The following is an 18,546-nucleotide window of genomic DNA, read 5'->3' as shown; positions in this document are numbered from 1 at the left end:
CCCGGGAGGCGCCTTGCACGTCGCCGACATCACCATGTTCCACGCCCCGTCCAGCGGCGGCGTGCGCACCTATCTCGATGCCAAGCACCAACTGCTGGCGCAGCGACCCGGGGTTCGCGCCAGCCTGCTGATACCCGGCGCCACCACCGAGCGCCACGGGACTCGTCAGGTGCTGGCCGCGCCGCGCCTGCCGTTCGGTGAAGGCTATCGTTTCCCCCTGCAGCGCGACGCCTGGCGGCGCGCCTTGATCGAGCTTTCCCCGGATCTCATCGAGGCCGGCGACCCCTACGTGACCGCCTGGGCGGCGCTCGACGCGGGGCGCGAACTGGGTGTGCCGGTGATCGGCTTCTATCACTCCGACCTGCCGCGGCTGGCCGGTCAGCGCCTGGGGAATTGGGCACGGCGGCGACTGAACGACTACGTTCACGATCTCTACCGGCGCTGCCAGCGCGTGCTGGCACCGAGCCGGGTGATGGCCGAGCGACTCGCCGCGCTGGGGCTCGACAACGTCGCGGTGCAGCCGCTCGGCGTCGATCTGGTGCGCTTTCATCCCGGGCGGCGAAGCGCCGAGCCGCGCGAACGGCTGGGCCTTGACGACACGACCCGGCTGCTGATCTTCGTCGGGCGCGCCTCACGGGAAAAGAACCTGCCGGTACTGCTGGAAACGGCCCGTCGGCTCGATGCCGGTTACCATTTGCTGCTGATCGGCCCCGGGATGCCCCGCCGAGTGCCCGACAACGTCACCGTCATCGATCGCTACACGCCCGCCGAGACGATCGCCGACTGGCTGGCCAGCAGCGATGCCCTGCTGCACGCCGGCACCGAGGAAACCTTCGGCCTGGTCGCCCTGGAAGCCATGGCGAGCGGCATTCCGGTCGTCGCCGCCCGCGCCGGCGCGCTGATCGAGAACGTACCGCTGGGCTGCGGCCAGCTGTGCGACCCCTACTCGGCGCCGGACATGGCCCGAGCGGTGAACGAGCTATTCGCCAACGACGCGCCCCTGCAGGGACGCCGGGCGCGCCGCCACGTCGAGCGTCACCACGCCTGGAGCGCCACCATCAACGGCCTGCTCGGCCACTATCGTTCGCTCACCGGGGCGTGCCCCGCCACGCCCAGGCAACGGCATGGCTGAGCGCCGGCTGGCCGTGGTGCTGCACGACGTCGCGCCGGCGACCTGGCCCGACTATGCCCCGTTCGTCGACGCTATCGACGCCCTGGCCGTGGATCTCGGCCCGATCCCGCTGACCTGGCTGGTGGTCCCCGATTTCCACCATCAAGGGCTCTGCAGCGCCGACCCGGCGTTCATCGAGCGCATGAACGCACGCCTGGCCCGCGGCGACGAACTCGCCCTGCACGGCTACCACCACTGCGACGACTCCCCGCCACCACGCACTCCCTACGAGCTGCTGATGCGCCGCGTCTATACCCGCGAAGGCGAATTCCAGGCCCTCGACGAGGCCCAGGCGGGGCAGCGCCTGGATCGCGGCGCGGCGCTCTTCGATCGCCAAAGCTGGCCCGTCCCGGGATTCGTCGCCCCGGCGTGGCTGATGGGCTCGGGCGCCCGGCGCGCCCTGGTGCAACGCAGCTTCGTCTACACCAGCGACCGCCGGCGACTGTACAGCCTGCCCGACCTGCTGCCGCTCGAGGCCCCCGGGCTAGTCTGGAGCGCGCGCAGCGCCTGGCGACGCGGCGCCTCGCGGGTCGTCTGCGCGCTGCAGCATCACCAGGCGCGCAATGCCGATCTGCTGCGCCTGGGCATTCACCCGGTGGATATGCGCCACCCTTGGGTGCGTGATTACTGGCTGAACACGATTGCGGCATTGATCCAGGAGGGACGCCGGCCGATCACCAAGCGCGCCTGGGTGGCGAGCCAGACACCGGGGGCTCACGCCCCATGAAACGTCAATTGTTGCTCGGCGCCGCACTGATCAGCGCGTTGGCCATTCCCCTGGCACTCGGCGGCCGGGCATCGTTCGGTGCCCTGCTACAATTCCCGGCCGGGCAACTGGTGCTGATGCTGGCCCTGGTATTCATCTGCTCGAATCTCAACGCCCTGCGCCTGCGCTTGCTGTTGGCCGGTCGCGCCGGCCGGCTTGCCCAGAGCGATGCGCTGGGCGTTGTGCTGGCCACCGAGTTCGCGATATGCGCCACTCCGGGCGGAAGCGGCGGCCCGCTGGTCCTGCTGGGTCTGCTGGCGCGACGCGGCGTGCGGCCCGCCCAGGGCAGCGCCATCTTCGCCGTCGACCAACTCGCCGACCTGCTGTTCTTCCTGCTCGCCCTGCTGGCGGTGACGCTCTACCTGCTGGGGGGCGCCCCCGGCATCAACATCACCTGGCTGATCGGTCTGGCCGGCGGCCTGGCGATTCTCTTCCTGCTGCTGGGCGGCCTGCTGCGTCATTTCCAGCCGACTCTGCGGCTCACCGGCACCTGGTTGGCCCGGCTCGGGCTGTCACGCAAGCGACGCCTCGGCGTAGCGCGCCGGCTGCTGCACTTCCGCCGAGCCCTGATCGAGACGCTGCGCTTGCCGCGCCGGACTCTGCTGGCGGTATTTACGCTGTGCGCCCTGCACTGGCTGCTGCGCTACAGCGTGCTCTACCTGGCCGTACGCGGGCTGCAGGGGCAGATCGACTGGGCCTGGACGTTCCTGATCCAGATGCTCGCCATGGCCGCCGGCCACATAAGCGTCTTGCCGGGCGGAGCGGGCAGCACCGAACTCACCGTCGCGGCCCTGCTGACGCCATTGGTCGGCAGCCACCGCACCGCCGCCGCGATTATCGTCTGGCGCTTCGCCACCTACCATTTCCACTTGCTGATCGGCGCACCGGCCTTCTGGCTGCTGTGGCGCAAGAAGACGCGGCGGCAAGCCGTGCGCGCGTCGTGACCAAGTGAAGCGAACGACTGTAAGCGCCTCATTCCACCTTGCGGTGACCACTGGTGAGGATGTGATGCAGACCGTCGCACTCCACCATGGGGTCATCGCAGTTGACGACGACATCCGAGCGTGCCAGCACGTGCCCCTTGCCGGTGATGGTGTTTTCCACCACCTGATGCCCGTCCTGCTGGCGGACGCCAGTGACTTCGCCGATGAAACCCGAGTCACGCAAAGAGACGGTTTCCAGCTTATCGCCCGGTCGGATGGTGCCCTCGTAATGCATCAGGGCCAGGCGTGCCGAGGTGCCGGTGCCGGTGGTGCTGCGGCAGATCACGTGTTCATGCACGTAGGTGGCCGAGCGTGAGCGATAGAAGCCATCGGCCACGTGCTCGACGGGTCCCATGAAGTGCAAGAATGGCAGTGGTCCCACGTCACCCAGCGTGTAGTGGGAGAACCCGCTATTGGCCTGAATGGCCTCCACGATGGCGTGGGCGCACTGTGCCAGGCGCCGCTCTTCCTCCCGGGACAGCACAAAGCCCAGATCGGCGGCATCCACCAAGGCATAGAAGCCGCCGCTATAGGCGACGCTGTAGGTCACATCGCCAATCGATGGGACATGGATACTCGCTCGATAGGTATCGATATAGGTGGGCAGGCCTTCGCAGGTGATGGCCTCCACCACGCCGTTTTCCACGTGCGATTCGATGTGCACCAAGCCCGCCGGCGACTCGAGGATGAAGCGCTGGCGGCCCTCCTGCTTCTCGATCATGCCGCTTTCCAGTAGCGCCGTGGCGGTGCAGATCGTATTGGAGCCGGAATAGATCGGGTAGCCCATCACCTCCATGATGATGTAGCCCATCTGCGCCTCGGGGTCGGTGGCGGGAGCGAGCAGGTTCACCGACATCTCGGGCGTACCGTACGGTTCGTGCAGCAGCAGCTTGCGCAGGCCATCGGCATCGTCACGCAGGTATTCCATTTGCTGTCTGATGGTGACACCGGGCAGCGGGTCGATACCGCCGACCACGATCCGGCTGACATCGCCACCGGCATGGGTGTCGATCAATTGTACGCTGAGTTCTTGCCTTACCGGGTCTCTCTCGATAACGGTCATTTCTTCCTCAAGGCGAAGCGCGCGCCATGTGTCTGCCACTGCGCGTCGGGCACGATCACGATCTTGCCCAAATAGTTGCTGCTGCGATCGACGAAGTAGTTCTCGGCTTCGTGGAGCTCGGAGAGCTTGAACGCCGCGTGCAGTACCGGCTGCAAATCACCGCCACGTATCCAGGCCACCAGTTGTTCGGCCTCCTCGCGGGTGCCGTGGGAAACGCCGAAGATCTGCACCTGATACAAGTAGATGCGCGTCCACAGCACTTCGCTGACGTTGCCGCCACTGGCACCGGCAATGGAGAGCCGCGGGTAGCTCTCGCGGCGCGACATATCGAAGGTCATGGCCTCGATGAAGCGGTGGGTCATCTCGCCCCCGACCAGGTCCATCACCGCGTCGATGGGCTGGTCGTCGGTCACGGCGCGCACCCGGTCGGTGAAGTCCTGCATGGTCGAGCGATCCAGCACCGCCTCGGCGCCGAGTTCACGCAGGGCCGGCGCCTTGTCCTGCTGGCTCAACGCATAGGGTATCGCCCCCATGACGCGACACAATTGAATCAGCGCCGTGCCCACGCCGCCGCTGGCGCCGGTGACCAGCACGCGCTCGCCGGCTTTGACGCCGGCGGCGTTGAGCATGTGCAGCGCGGTCTGGTAGGAACACATGCCCATAGCCGCCAGCTCGGCATCGGCCAGCTCGGGGTTGTCCACCGTGTGAAACTGATCCGCCGGCACGGCGATGTATTCGGCGAAGCCTCCATCGGCGCCATGGCCGTAGTAATCGGGGACCAGGTTGATGTCGCGACGAGTGTCGGCATAGAGATTGAAGTCCAACAAGCCGCGCTGGCCGACGCGTTCCGACTTCACGCCGTCGCCCACCGCGACCACGCGCCCGACAACATCGGCGCCCTGGATGCGCGGGAAACTCAGCGTGGGCGAGCCGCCGATCTGGAACGAGGTCACGTCGCCTTCTTCCCGGGTCGGATAAAGGCCCTCGCGCGCCTTGCGGTCGGTGTTGTTCTTCGCCGTCGCCGTGACCTGCACCAGCACCTCGCCATGCGCGGGCGTGGGGGTGGGCACGTCCCGATGGTAGACCAGCTTATCGATGCCGCCATGCCCGGTCAGCAGCATGGCCGCCATGGTCGGGGGCGTGTTCTCCGAACGAATATCGGCCACCATTAGGCTGCCTCCTCGCGTTGTCCGTTAATCTTGCGAGACGATATCAAAGTTGTAGGGGTCAACCGAGGGGAAGGGCTCATATCGCGCCATGTGTCCCCAAGGCTAATGAAAACATCGAGGAAAGGCAGGATTAATACGGCGGTAAACTACTGATTTAGGAAGGAAAAGGAAATGGTGGGCCCAGCAGGACTCGAACCTGCGACCAAGAGATTATGAGTGCAATTTTGCTAATTTAAGGATCGCGCCTGCAATGCGACCTTCTAAATAAAACAAGGAGTTATTCTCCTCCACTTCTCACACCTGTTACTCTGGGTACGGGCAGTCAGCAACCAATCAGCAACCAGGTACACTATGTATCGATCTCTAAAGCAGATCATTTACGGCCTGATCATGCGCTGCCTGTAAGGCGGCGGGGGCCAAGTCTCAGCCGGCGGTTATGCCTCGATAGCCCCATCAACCTGGTTGACTGCATTCGGCTGTGAACGGACGCCCGTCGAGTCGGGTCAATTCAGTTACTATTTGGCCAGACAGTCGACAGTGGCCCATTCTTGTCGCTTACACTGCTAAGCGTTCGATAAGCCAGCAGAGAGCTTTCCCGGCATAGCTTGTTATAGGCTGCATGTCGGTTCATCGAAACGCGTCACGATGAAAATCGACCAAGCTAGCCACCTCGCTAATGCCTGGCTCCTCGATCTCGGGAGGCTCAGCACCCGATAGGACCTCCAGGACGGTCTGGACTCCGCGTGCCAGTGATTCGAGATGGTAGCCACCCTCCAGCACCATGGCTAAAACGCCCATCACAATGTTTATCTGCTAGTTCCTGTACGATGCCGGTCAGTGCGCCGAAGCCGCTATGGCTCAAATTCATGCACAGATCCAGGCGGTGCATGTCGAAACTCGCAGAGACCAATATCAGGTCTGGCCTGAACCACTCTACTGCTGGGACCAGTATCTCGCGGTAAGCCTTGACCAGCGAAGGGTCGCCGCAACCGGCCGGTAGGGGCACGTTAACGGTCAGTCCCTCACCCAAGCCCACGCCGATTTCCTCCTTGTTACCGGAACCCGGATAGAAGGGCGCTGCACGATGGGTATCGAAGAACAGCACATTTGGCGAGGCCCAGAAGATATCTTGGGTTCCATTGCCATGGTGAACATCCCAGTCAATGATCAATACCCGCTCGCAGCCAAGCTCGGCTTGGGCGTGGGCTGCGGCCACCGCAATGTTATTGAACAGGCAGAAACCTCGCGCACGTACCGAATCCGCATGGTGGCCCGGGGGATGGCAAAGAGCGAAAGCGCTGTTGGCACGACCGCCTCGACCGCAGCAATGGCCGAGCCCGCAGCCACTTCGGCAGCAGCGACACTACCTGGAGAAACCGCAGTGGTATCGACATCCAGCCATGCCTGCTTACCGCGCAGAGCATAAATATTCTCGATGTAAGAGGTGGTGTGTACCCTGCCAAGCTGTTCTTCGGTGGCGGGCCTGGCTGTTTCGTAGCGAACCCCGGGCACGGGTTCGCGCGTCAATAAGTCGGTAATGGCCAGGAGCCTTCCAGGATGTTCGGGATTACTCCACTTGATCACGCCCTTCGAAAAGCCCTACAAGAATCGCCCGTACTCGGCTATCGAGTTTTCCGGGTTGGAAAGGCTCCTCGGCGTTGGGCCGATGTGCCAGCATACGGTCATCGTGGATAACGAGTACATCGCGCTCACCGATCAAGAGCAAACCCTCCATGGAAGCGATTGAGAAGAACTTTGCTTCACCTTCAGGGTAGTCGACGGCTCAGCTACGCGAAGCGAATTGGCCTGGCGTCCGTTACGATGAGATTGAAGAGAGACGAAACATTACGGCTTGAAAGTCCTTTCCGATGGAGAAGATGCATGACCGAGAGCCTTTCTCTTGAGAAAAATCACCTGTTGGCGGCACTACCCAGCGAGGTCAAGCAGCGGTTATCACCGCGTCTGGAGCCGGTACAGCTTTCCTTGGGGCAGGTACTGCACGAGGCGGGTGGCGCGCTGAGTCATGTCTATTTCCCCAGTGACGCTATCGTGTCGCTGCTCTACGTAACAGAGAACGGGGCATCCGCGGAAATCGCGGTGGTGGGTAACGAAGGTCTGGTAGGTATCGCCGTCTTCATGGGCGGCGAAAGCACCACCAACCGGGCGATCGTACAGAGTGCCGGCCAGGCGTTGCGATTACCGGTGAATCAGCTCAAGGCTGAATTCAATCGCCACGGGGAAATGCTGCACCTGTTGTTGCGCTATACCCAGGCGCTGATCACTCAGATGGCACAAACGGCGGTATGCAACCGCCACCATTCGATCGATCAGCAGTTGTGTCGCTGGCTGCTGTTGTCTCTGGACCGACTCCCAGGCAATCAATTGAACATGACCCAGGAACTGATCGCCAACATGTTGGGGGTGCGCCGCGAGGGGGTCACCGAGGCGGCTGGCAAACTACATAGGCTGGGTGTGATCGAATACCGGCGCGGGCATATTACGGTGCTCGACAGGCCCAGGCTCGAGCAGCTTAGCTGCGAATGTTATGCCGTGGTCAAGAAGGAGAGCGATCGTCTGATGCCCTATTACACGATCACTTGATGCCGGAAGCGGCGTTATCCTTGGAAATGGCGGGCCAAGGCCCGCCAGGTCGTTCAGACTTGGCTGGGCTCCATGCTCATGAGTTCATCGTCCCCGCGAGCCGCTTGCAATGGCGCGCCCAAGTTAGCTTGACTGGGCACGTGCAGGTACTTGAGCGTGCCGAAAACGACCGGTTCATGTTCGGGTCGACGCGCAGCGACTAGGCGCAAGGTCCTTGGAGTTCCGGTGCTGCGAGGCAGATCGCTGAAATTTTTCATGGGGTGACCTCAGTGACGCCATCCGCGAAATGCATGACAGCGACGAGACAATGTTGCCCTAAGTTATCGGAGCGTTCAGTGCGCTAGCGCGCTTAAGCGCCTATTTCTCGCCTGCCCTAGAAGGGCAGCAGTGTGCGCTAGCGAACCGACAAATTCGCGGTTATTTCGCATAATTCTGGTTACGAAACATCGCTTACCCCAGTGGGTAATGCGCATCGACCAGGATAGCGCTCGTGGCCTCTCTCTTTAGTATTGTACGCCGGGCTTCCACCTCGCCATCGCCCTGGCATGATACGGCCCCGGTGCGGGAAGAGTTGTTCAGTTTCGAACGGCTCGAACAGCATGCCGGCAGTCTTGCGCTGGCTCAGCGTGTCACCGGCAAACCGCCTAAAGTGTTGCCGCTGGCAAGGCGGCTCGATGACAATGCCAAGCTTCTGCTGAGGGCTTATCGCGCAAGTGCCTTAGAAGTCGCCGAAGGGCGCGATATCGTTCCCGCCGCCGCCTGGCTGCTCGACAATTATCATCTCATCGAAGCCCAAATCCGCGAGATCCGTAGTGATCTGCCTCCCGGTTATTATCGCCAGCTACCGAAATTGGCCGATGGCCCTTTTGCCGGCTACCCACGCGTCTTCGGTATGGCCTGGGCCTTTGTCGCCCACACCGACAGCCACCTCGACCCCGATAATCTGCGCAGCTTCATTGCTGCCTATCAACGTGTGCAACCGTTGACCATCGGCGAACTATGGGCGGTGGCGATCACCCTGCGAATAGTACTCGTAGAGAACCTGCGACGACTCGCCGAGCAGATCGTTAGCGAACAGGCTGCACGCAACGAGGCTGACGCCCTTGCGACTCGATGGTTGTTCCCGGAGGGGCACCGATCCTCGCTGGATGCCAGTGCGTTGCCCCGCAGCACGACGCCATTGGCAGAGCCCTTCGTCGCTCAGTTGGCCAAGCGCTTGCGAGGTCTAGATCCGCGAACCAACCCCATGGTGGGCTGGCTGGAGGGGCAAGTCAGTGCCCAAGACGGCTCCATCGATGACGTGATTCAGCAGGCCCAGCAGCGTCAAGGCGCCGCCAACGTCACCGTTCGCAACATCATTACCAGTATGCGCTTCGTATCGAGCATTGACTGGGCGGAGCTGTTCGAGAGCGTCAGTCTGGTCGATGCACGGCTTGGCCAAAGTGGTCTCTTCACGAGGCTGGATTTCCCTACCCGCAATAGCTATCGCAGTGCCGTGGAGCAATTGGCCCGGGGCTCTGCGCGGGAAGAACTGGCGGTAGTGGACCACGCCCTGGCCGCATCACGTGAGGCGATGGCAAACGCTGACGACCCTGTCGAGACCGCACGCGTGGGCGACCCCGGCTATTTTCTGATCGCCACTGGGCGGCCTTCACTCGAGCAAGCGATCGGCTTTCGACCTTCGCTGCGCCAGCGCTTTCGGCAGGCCTTTCTGACAGGTGGCATGAGCGGCTACGTCGGCCTTATCGCGGTAGCCACCGCTGGGTTGCTGACGATGACATCGGTGACTTTATGGTCGCTGTCCGCGGGAGAATCCCCCCTCGGGTGGCTGTGGTTGCTGGGGCTGCTGGGGCTACTCCCCGCCACCGAAGTGGCGACGCTACTGATCAATCGGCTGATCATTTTTAGCGTCGGTGCCCAGCCTCTGCCGAGCCTGGATCTCTCCGAAGGCGTCCCACCCACCCTGCGCACACTGATCGCCGTGCCGACGTTGCTGACCAATGAGGCTGACCTGCACGAGCAGATCGAGCGGCTGGAGGTTCATCACCTGGCCAGCGGTGGCGGCGCTATCGTATACGCCCTGCTCACCGATGGAGTCGATGCCCAGCACGAGGATATTGCCGAGGACGCCCCATTGTTGGCGATTGCCAGCGCGGCAATCGCCCAACTGAACCGCCGCTATGGCGACAATGACGGTCGTGAGCGCTTTTTTTTGCTGCACCGTCGGCGGGTGTTCAATCACGGTGAGAATTGCTGGATGGGCTGGGAGCGCAAACGCGGCAAGCTGCATGAACTCAACCGCTTGCTCCGCGGCGCCCACGACACCACGTTCCTGGCCCAGTCCGCTGTGCCGAGAGATGTGCGTTATGTCATCACGCTGGATGCGGATACCCGGCTGCCCCGCGGGGCGGCCAGTCGGCTCATCGGCAAGATGGCGCACCCTCTGAATCAACCCAGGTTCGATGAAAGCCGCCAGCGCGTCACGGAGGGCTACGCCATTCTCCAGCCGCGGGTAACGCCCTCGCTACCGCTGGGCCGCCAGGGTTCGATCCATCAACGCCTTTTCTCCGCACCCGGCGGCATCGATCCCTATGCCGCGGCCATATCGGATCTGTACCAGGATCTTCTCGGCGAGGGCTCCTTTGCCGGCAAGGGCATCTACCATATCGATGCATTCGAAGCCTCGCTCAGCGGGCGCGTGCCGGAGAACAGCGTACTCAGCCACGACTTGTTCGAGGGTGTCTTCGCCCGCGCCGGCCTGGCCTCGGATATCGAAGTCATCGAGGAATTTCCGTCCCGCTACGATGTCGCCGCCAAGCGCCAACATCGCTGGACACGGGGCGACTGGCAATTGCTGCCATGGATTTTCGTGCAAGCGATGCCCTGGACCGGGCGCTTGAAACTGATGGACAATTTGCGCCGTTCGCTGCTGGCACCGCTGCTGCTGGCCTGCCTCGCCGTCAGTTGGTTGTTACCTCTGCCCGCGGCTCTGGCAGGCACGCTGTTCGTCATCACGGTCATCGCCGCGCCCTCGCTACTGCCGCTGTTGCTGTCGCTGATTCCGACTCAAGCAGGCGTCAATGTGCGGCACTATTTTCACCAATGGCTTTCCGATCTGAAACTGGCCTCAGCCCAGACCCTGCTATGGGTGGCCTTCCTGCCCGACCAAACCTGGCGGATGCTGGATGCCATCGTCAGGACCCTGGTTCGTGTGTTGGTCACCCGCCGCCACCTGCTCGAGTGGACGACGGCCGCACAGTCGACGGGACGGCCGAGACTGACGCTAACAGGCTTTTATCGCAGCATGGCGCCGGGGACCGTACTGGCGCTAGTAGTGTCACTGGGTGTCGTGAGCCAGGCACCTCAGGCCTGGCCCATAGCGCTGCTCATGTTGCTGCTCTGGTCGGCTGCGCCGGCAATCGCCGCGTGGGTCAGCCGGCCAGGTAGTCTCGCGCCAGAATACCCGCTACCGAAAGCCGAGGCACAGGAACTGCGTCTGATCGCGCGGCGTACCTGGCGCTTCTTCGAAACATTCGTCACCGCTCGAGACAACTGGCTGCCGCCGGATAATTTCCAGGAAGCGCCCCAACCTGTCATAGCTCGACGTACCTCCCCCACCAACATGGGCCTTTATCTCTTGTCGGTGCTGGCCGCGCGCGACTTTGGTTGGCTGGGTGCGCTGAATGGCGCCGAGCGTCTTGAAGCCACGCTGAGGGTCATGCAGACCCTCCCACGTTATCGTGGGCATTTTTTCAACTGGTATGGCACCCAGGATCTTCGTCCCTTGGATCCAAGGTACGTCTCCTCGGTCGATAGCGGCAACCTCGCGGGTCATCTACTGGTTATCGCCAATGCCTGTGAAACCTGGTCGAAAAGCGAACTGTTGCCCGATCCTCGCCCGGGTATCGCAGATAACCTGGACCTGGTGCGCGAGGTCCTCCAAGCGACACCAACGGCTCATGGCGCGGATATCGCACCGATCGAGGCCAGCCTGGACGAGATCGAAGCGCACTTGCAGGGAGACCCCCTGTTCGCGACGTGGTTGCCGGCACTGCAAAAACTCAGTGATCACACCACGGCGATGACCCATAAAGCCCTGCGAAGTGTCGAAGGTGACTGGGTTGAGGAGTTGCTGTTCTGGGTGGGGGCCTTGCGCCAATCGGTCGCCGAACATTGCCGAGACCGAAAACACATCGCCAGAAGCGGGCCTAGAGAGCGACTACTGGTCCGCTTCAGGCAGATCGCCGACACCGCGCGAGGCATGGCGCTGGAAATGGATTTTGCCTTCCTGCTCGTCCCCGAACGCCAGTTACTATCGATCGGTTATTCCTTGGACGACAACACGCTCGACGGAAATTGCTATGACCTGCTCGCCTCCGAAGCGCGCTTGGCCAGCCTGTTGGCGATTGCCAAGGGCGATGTCCCGACGCGTCACTGGTTCCGACTTGGACGTACGGCCACACCGTTGGAGCACGGCTCGGCACTGATCTCTTGGTCGGGCTCGATGTTCGAATATCTAATGCCGTCGCTGGTGATGCGCGCTCCCGCGGGTAGTCTTCTCGAGCAGAGCAATCGCCTGGTGGTCAAGCGCCAGGTAGCGTATGCGGCTTCGTTGGGGGTTCCTTGGGGCATCTCAGAATCCGCCTACAACGCCCGCGATAGAGAATTCACCTATCAGTATTCCAACTTCGGCGTACCCGGCCTGGGGTTGAAGCGCGGTCTCTCCGCTGACCTGGTGGTGGCCCCCTATGCGACCGGTCTGGCGACGATGATCGATCCCCTCGGTGCGCGTCGCAACTTCACCCGACTCGCCGATTTGGGGGCGCTGGGTCGCTATGGATTCTACGAGGCGCTCGACTTCACCCGCTCGCGAGTCCCTGCGGATGAAGAAGTCATCATCGTACGTAGCTTCATGGCTCACCATCAGGGCATGAATATCGTCGCCATTGCCAATACTCTGCATGACGGACGGATGCGCGAACGTTTCCATCGTGAACCGATCATCCAGGCCAGCGAACTGTTATTGCAAGAACGCATCCCGCGCGACGTAGCCATAGCCCATCCCCGCGCCGAGGAAGTTAAGTCGGCACCAAGCGAGGCGCTCAACGACAGCCATGCGATTCGCCGTATCGCGGCAACGGAGGTAGGGGTACCCGTTACCCATCTGCTGTCGAACGGACGCTACTCGGTCATGTTGACGGCGACCGGGGCGGGGTATAGCCGCTGGCGGCATATAGCCATCAGCCGCTGGCAGGAAGACGCGACCCGGGATCACCTGGGCAGCTTCATCTTCCTGCGCGATAGAGACACGACCGGCGTCTGGTCGGCCAGTGGCCCCATGCCCGGCAAGGGAACGGAGGCTGAGAAAGGCAGCCACGAGGTGCTCTTTGCCGAAGACTATGCCCGCTTCACGCACCGGCATGGCGACCTGACCACCCACCTCGATGTGCTTGTCTCGGGCGAGGATGACGGTGAGGTGCGGCGCGTGTCGTTGACCAACAGCGGGCGGCGGGCGCGTCATATTGACGTGACCTCCTATTCGGAACTGGTGCTGACCACGCCGGCTACCGACAATGCCCACCCCGCCTTCGCGAAACTGTTCGTGGTCACCGAGTACCTTGAGGAATTAAACGCACTGATCGCCACCCGTCGTCGGCGTGGGCCGGACGAAGCAGAGACCTGGGCGGCCCACTTTGCCGTGGTAGAAGGCGAAGTCTTGAGTAAGCCGCAATACGAGACCGATCGCGCCCGTTTCATCGGCCGGGGGCGCACGGTGACCACGGCCGCTGCCCTGAGCGGGGAACAGCGGCTGACGAACACCACCGGTACGGTGCTCGATCCGGTCTTTTCGCTGCGCCATCGTCTCGAGGTCGCCCCCGGAAAGATCGCCCGTGTCGCTTTCTGGACCGTCGTGGCGGCATCGCGCGAGGCGCTGCTGGACCTGATCGACAAGCATCACGATCGCAGCGCCTTTGAGCGGGCCAAGACACTGGCCTGGACCCAGGCGCAAGTTCAGCTTCGCCACTTGAGCGTCACACCCGAGGAAGCGGCGGACTTTCAGCGCCTGGCCGCCCCAATCCTGTATGCCGACCCGCGTTTCAGGGCCTCGCGTCAGGCCATTGCGCGCGGTGCGGGTCCGCAATCGGCACTTTGGCCGCACGCCATTTCCGGCGATCTGCCGATCGTGTTGCTGCGCATCGATTCGACCGATGACCTGGCCCAGGTGCGCCAGCTGCTGCGCGCCCATGAATACTGGCGCATGAAGCGTCTCGGCGTCGATCTGGTGATCGTCAACGAGCGCGCCTCCTCCTATGTACAGGACCTCCAGCAGGCCATCGAGACCGCGGTGCACAGCAGCCAGTCGCGGCCACGCATCCACGAGGGGCATGCTCAAGGCTCGGTCATCGTCCTGCGTGGCGATCTGATGGGCCTCGACGCGCGCCTTTTGCTGCAATCCGTGGCTAGGGTGGCGCTGATGGCGCACCGCGGGCCGATTGCAGATCAACTCGCGCTGATACCGCCCGCGCTTCGTTATCCACCCCCTGAATCGATTTCAAAGGAGACCAGGCTGCGCGGGGCGGTGACACAAGCACGAGGCATTGAGGTCCCGCCGGCGCTCGAGTTCTTCAATGGCCTGGGGGGCTTCGACAAGCAAGGGAAAGAATACGTGACGATACTTGAGGCCGGTCGCTCCACCCCGGCCCCGTGGCTCAACGTGATCGCCAACACCGGGTTCGGTTTCCAGATCTCGGCGGAGGGCTCCGGCTACCTATGGGCCGACAACAGCCGCGAAAACCCGCTCACTCCCTGGTCGAACGACCCCGTGATGGACCCCTGCGGCGACGCGATCTACGTGCGCGACGAAGAGAGCCTGGCGGTGTGGACGGCGACGGCATTACCGGTTCGTGACGAGGAGCGCTACGTGGCCCGGCACGGTTTCGGCTATAGCCGCTTCGAGCACGAAGCTCACGGCATCGCCCTCGAGCTGGTGCATTTCGTGCCGCTCGACGATCCCATCCGAATCTCGCGTCTGATCCTCGAGAATCGCTCGGACCGGCCGCGTCGGCTGTCCGTCACCGCCTATGTGGAGTGGTCACTGGGTCTGTCACGAAGCGCATCCGGCCCATTCATCATCTCGCACATGGATGAAACCTGTGGGGCGATGCTGGTAAGCAACCCTTGGAACATGGCCTTTCCCGGACGCGTCGCGTTCATCGACCTGGGCGGCCTGCAAACGGCCTGGACGGCAGATCGCAGTGAATTCCTCGGCCATGGCGGTAGTCATGCTTCCCCCGCGGGGCTTGCCGGTCGCACGCCCCTTTCCGGAGCCACAGGCGCCGGATGGGATCCTTGCACGGCCCTGCAGTGTACCGTCGAGCTGGCACCGGGGGAGACGATCGAGATCGTCTCATTCATCGGTCAATGCCATTCCAACGATGAGGCTAGAGCGCTCATCGCCCTCTATCGCCAGGCCGATCTCGACGCCGAGCTCGCCGCGGTCACGGCCTACTGGCAGAAGCAACTGGGTGCAGTGCAGGTCACTACCCCAGACCGCGCAATGGACATCATGCTCAACGGTTGGCTGCTCTACCAGACCCTGGCCTGCCGGATCACTGCGCGTTCCGCCTTCTACCAGGCCAGCGGCGCCTATGGTTTCCGCGATCAGCTACAGGATGGCATGGCTCTGACCTTCGCCAACCCCGAGATGACCCGACACCACCTGCTGCGTGCCGCTTCGCGTCAGTTCGCCGAAGGTGATGTGCAGCACTGGTGGCTGCCCCATTCCGGCCAGGGCGTGCGCACCCGCATTTCCGACGACCGGGTCTGGCTGGCCTATGCCAGCGCCCTCTACATTGCGACCTCGGGCGACGCCGCCGTGCTGGACGAGTCGGTGAAATTTCTGGAAGGCGCGTTGCTCGGCAACGATGAGCACGATGCCTTTTTCCAGCCCATGATCGCTGACGAGGCCGCCTCGCTATACGAGCATTGCGCGCGCGGCCTCGACCAATGCCTGACGTTGACGGGCGAGCACGGCCTGCCATTGATCGGCGGTGGCGACTGGAACGATGGCATGAACCGGGTCGGCGAAGCAGGCAAGGGGGAAAGCGTGTGGCTGGGCTGGCTGCTGGTACGCACCCTCGACCTGTTCCTGCCCTTCGCCGAACAACGCAGCGGCGAAGATGCCCGCGCCAACCGCTGGCGGGCCCACGCGGTCTCGCTGCGTGAGTCGCTTGAACAACACGCCTGGGACGGCCAGTGGTATCGGCGGGCGACTTATGACGACGGTAGCTGGCTCGGTACCCAGGAAAGCGATGAGTGTCGTATCGACTCGATTGCCCAATCCTGGGCGGTACTCTCCGGTGCGGCAAATCCACAGCGGGCCGCAACCGCCATGCGCTCGCTGGAGCGTGAATTGATCCGCAAGGCCCCAGGGCTGGCCCTGCTGTTCTGGCCCCCCTTCGACCAGCCCGCGCGTGACCCCGGCTATATCTGCGGCTACCCTCCCGGGCTGCGGGAAAACGGCGGCCAGTACAGTCATGCTTCGATGTGGGCCATCCTGGCCTATGCGCAGCTGGGCGATGGCGACAAAGCCGCCGAGCTGTTCTCGCTACTCAACCCCATCAACCACGCCCGCACTCTGGAAGAGGCAGAACGTTATAAAGTCGAGCCCTATGTCGTGGCTGCCGATGTGTACTCCGTTGTCCCACATGCCGGGCGAGGCGGCTGGACCTGGTACACGGGGTCCGCTGGCTGGATGTATCGGGCGGGGCTCGAAGGCATTCTTGGCATCCGTCGCGAGGGCGCCTTCCTGATCATCGCCCCGTGCCTACCCGCCGCCTGGCCGGGCTTCGAAGCGACCATTTCAGTGGCCTCGTCCCATTACACCATCCAGGTTGCCCACTCTTTCAAGCGGCACCTCGTCACTTCGCAAGCCCACCTGGACGGAGAAGCAATAGCCTGCGATGCGGGCAAAATCCGTGTGCCGCTCGATGGCGCTCGACACCATCTGGTTCTTGCGATGTCCACCAACCAATCTTCGGTGATAAAGCAGTCGAGTCCGTAAGTGCCTCGTTTCACATCAAACAAACAGCGTGGTCAGCAATGCTCCATTACATGCAGATTGCGGCTATAAATCTGCCCAGCTGAATGCACAGCCCCGCTCACGAGCACTAACCTTAGAGGCCTATTGTTTATACATAACTTTGTAATAAAGGTGCAGCCTGATGGTGAAGCAAGAAAAAAATGAGCTGGGGTTGTCACCACTACCCAAGGGGTATATAGACCGAATTGCAAAGCCTTTCTCGAGCTTTTTGAAGATCGAGTCGGCTGGGGGCGGGCTTTTACTTTTATTCACCATAGTAGCTCTTGCTTTATCAAACTCGCCGTGGGCCCTTCATTTTGAAAGAATATGGGAAATATCGATTGGACTTCACATTGGACCGCTAGAGTCCTCCCGTTCAATACGGGAGTGGATCAATGATGCCTTGATGACGCTGTTTTTCTTTCTGGTAGCATTGGAACTCAAACGAGAATTGATTCTTGGTGAATTAAGAAAACCGCGTGTGGCTGCTTTACCCATAATCGCCGCGTTGGGCGGCATGGCCATCCCTCCTTTAATCTATTTGGCATTGCAAGCGGGGCAACCCGGCCAACACGGTTGGGGCACGGTCATGGCGACAGATACCGCTTTTGTGATCGGTTGTCTGGCCCTATTGGGGACACGTATCCCACAAAGCTTACGCTTATTCATGCTATCTCTAGCGATTATCGATGATATCGGCGCGATTATGGTGGTTGCCATCGGATACAGTAACAATATTAGTTGGGATTCACTGTCTCTTGCTTTGCTTGGATTACTGACAATACGGGCTATGACAATGCTCGGCCTACGAGGATTTCCTCTCTACTTTCTTGTTGGGACAACGATATGGCTGGCTATTGATGCCTCAGGAATCCATCCCACTATCACTGGAGTCATACTCGGTTTGATGACACCTGCACGCCGGTGGGTCAACGATAAACGACTCTATGCCATCTTGGGCCAGGTCGTTTCTCATCCAACCAGTAGAGAGAGCAGCAGGGATACTCAGGACAGGATTACATTACAGGTAGCTGCGATTGCTGCACGCGAATCATTGTCCCCCGTAGAGCGTCTTGAGATTGCGCTACACCCTTGGGTCGGCTTTTTCATCATGCCACTTTTTGCGTTTGCCAATGCCGGATTTCCATTCGCATTTGGCGACTTTAGCAACTCGGTAACTGTGGCGGTATTTTCAGGATTCGTTCTCGGAAAGCCCATCGGGATTCTATTTTTAAGCTGGCTAGCTGTGCGCTTGCACATCGCAACTCGCCCACCTGAGCTTACCTGGGGTTTGATCGCAGGCGGCAGCCTGCTTGCTGGGATCGGATTTACAATGGCATTATTTATTACAAGCCTGGCTTTCGATGAGAGTCTCGCAAGTAGCGCTAAGCTAGGGATTTTTATTGCATCTGCTTTTTCCGCCATGGCGGGAGTCTTACTGCTCACCTGGTTGCATGCGAGAAAGAAGCCGCCTGGCGCGAGTGATTAAATGCTCCGGCTCGCCTCTAGACCAGACAATCAAAAAACTTTTTCTAGCACTGACATGACAAGATCTGAAAACTTGGATTAGGCGAGCAATACAAAATAATTAGCAATATATAATCACCCGCAGTGCACATGAAATATATATAGCTCAACCATATCTATAGCCATGAATGCATGTGACAATAGCTATACCGCAGAGCACAGGACGCTTTGTGTAGGAAGACCG

At 61.6% G+C, this 18,546-nt stretch carries 9 protein-coding genes and 1 pseudogene; 7 read left to right on the top strand and 3 right to left on the bottom strand.

Going from position 1 to position 18,546, the window contains the following annotated elements; all coding sequences use genetic code 11:
• Positions 1–13 precede the first annotated feature (13 nt).
• From R6258_RS05770 to R6258_RS05760, 3 genes are read left to right on the top strand one after another with little or no spacing between them, the layout of a single operon-like run.
• Positions 14–1,132, top strand: coding sequence for a glycosyltransferase family 1 protein (locus tag R6258_RS05770; protein ID WP_318448504.1), 1,119 nt, complete (start codon positions 14–16; stop codon positions 1,130–1,132).
• The gene (locus R6258_RS05765) at positions 1,125–1,898 is read left to right on the top strand and encodes a polysaccharide deacetylase family protein (protein WP_318448502.1); all 774 of its coding nucleotides are present in this window, start codon (positions 1,125–1,127) and stop codon (positions 1,896–1,898) included. Before R6258_RS05770 ends, R6258_RS05765 begins: the two co-directional genes overlap by 8 nt.
• Positions 1,895–2,881, top strand: a complete 987-nt coding sequence (locus R6258_RS05760) for a YbhN family protein (protein WP_318448500.1) — start codon at positions 1,895–1,897, stop codon at positions 2,879–2,881. Before R6258_RS05765 ends, R6258_RS05760 begins: the two co-directional genes overlap by 4 nt.
• Before the next feature lie 28 nt (positions 2,882–2,909).
• Here R6258_RS05760 and R6258_RS05755 read toward each other — a convergent pair whose 3' ends face one another.
• The 3 genes and pseudogenes from R6258_RS05755 to R6258_RS05745 form a co-directional block, all read right to left on the bottom strand.
• Positions 2,910–3,983, bottom strand: a complete 1,074-nt coding sequence (locus tag R6258_RS05755) for a proline racemase family protein (protein ID WP_318448498.1) — start codon at positions 3,981–3,983, stop codon at positions 2,910–2,912.
• Entirely contained in the window at positions 3,980–5,152 is a 1,173-nt protein-coding gene (locus R6258_RS05750) for a zinc-binding dehydrogenase (RefSeq protein ID WP_318448496.1), read from the bottom strand. Before R6258_RS05750 ends, R6258_RS05755 begins: the two co-directional genes overlap by 4 nt.
• A 703-nt stretch (positions 5,153–5,855) precedes the next feature.
• A pseudogene (locus R6258_RS05745) lies at positions 5,856–6,664 on the bottom strand (histone deacetylase).
• Between the two features lie 64 nt (positions 6,665–6,728).
• On the opposite strand from R6258_RS05745, the gene R6258_RS05740 reads away from it, so the two are divergent.
• The 4 genes from R6258_RS05740 (at position 6,729) to nhaA (ending at position 18,324) form a co-directional block, all read left to right on the top strand.
• On the top strand, positions 6,729–6,899 hold the full coding sequence (locus R6258_RS05740) for a hypothetical protein (RefSeq protein ID WP_318448772.1): 171 nt from the start codon (positions 6,729–6,731) through the stop codon (positions 6,897–6,899).
• Positions 6,900–7,033: 134 nt separating this feature from the next.
• Positions 7,034–7,753: a Crp/Fnr family transcriptional regulator gene (locus R6258_RS05735; RefSeq protein WP_318448494.1), complete on the top strand. Its 720-nt coding sequence runs from the start codon at positions 7,034–7,036 to the stop codon at positions 7,751–7,753.
• A 571-nt stretch (positions 7,754–8,324) separates the two neighbouring features.
• Positions 8,325–16,817: a GH36-type glycosyl hydrolase domain-containing protein gene (locus tag R6258_RS05730; protein ID WP_318448492.1), complete on the top strand. Its 8,493-nt coding sequence runs from the start codon at positions 8,325–8,327 to the stop codon at positions 16,815–16,817.
• Between the two features lie 160 nt (positions 16,818–16,977).
• On the top strand, positions 16,978–18,324 hold the full coding sequence (gene nhaA / locus R6258_RS05725) for a Na+/H+ antiporter NhaA (RefSeq protein ID WP_318448490.1): 1,347 nt from the start codon (positions 16,978–16,980) through the stop codon (positions 18,322–18,324).
• The last annotated feature ends 222 nt before the right edge of the window (positions 18,325–18,546 follow it).

It is taken from the genome of Halomonas sp. HP20-15, assembly GCF_033446685.1.
Lineage (GTDB): Bacteria > Pseudomonadota > Gammaproteobacteria > Pseudomonadales > Halomonadaceae > Modicisalibacter.
The sequence above is the reverse complement of the archived record's forward strand: the minus strand, read 5'-3'. Positions and strand labels throughout refer to the sequence as shown.

Coding starts and splice junctions, on each gene's coding strand:
- R6258_RS05765 (WP_318448502.1), top strand. CDS start 1,125: ATGGCTGAGCGCCGGCTGGCCGTGGTGCTGCACGACGTCGCGCCGGCG.
- R6258_RS05760 (WP_318448500.1), top strand. CDS start 1,895: ATGAAACGTCAATTGTTGCTCGGCGCCGCACTGATCAGCGCGTTGGCC.
- R6258_RS05755 (WP_318448498.1), bottom strand. CDS start 3,983: ATGACCGTTATCGAGAGAGACCCGGTAAGGCAAGAACTCAGCGTACAA.
- R6258_RS05750 (WP_318448496.1), bottom strand. CDS start 5,152: ATGGTGGCCGATATTCGTTCGGAGAACACGCCCCCGACCATGGCGGCC.
- R6258_RS05735 (WP_318448494.1), top strand. CDS start 7,034: ATGACCGAGAGCCTTTCTCTTGAGAAAAATCACCTGTTGGCGGCACTA.
- nhaA (WP_318448490.1), top strand. CDS start 16,978: ATGGTGAAGCAAGAAAAAAATGAGCTGGGGTTGTCACCACTACCCAAG.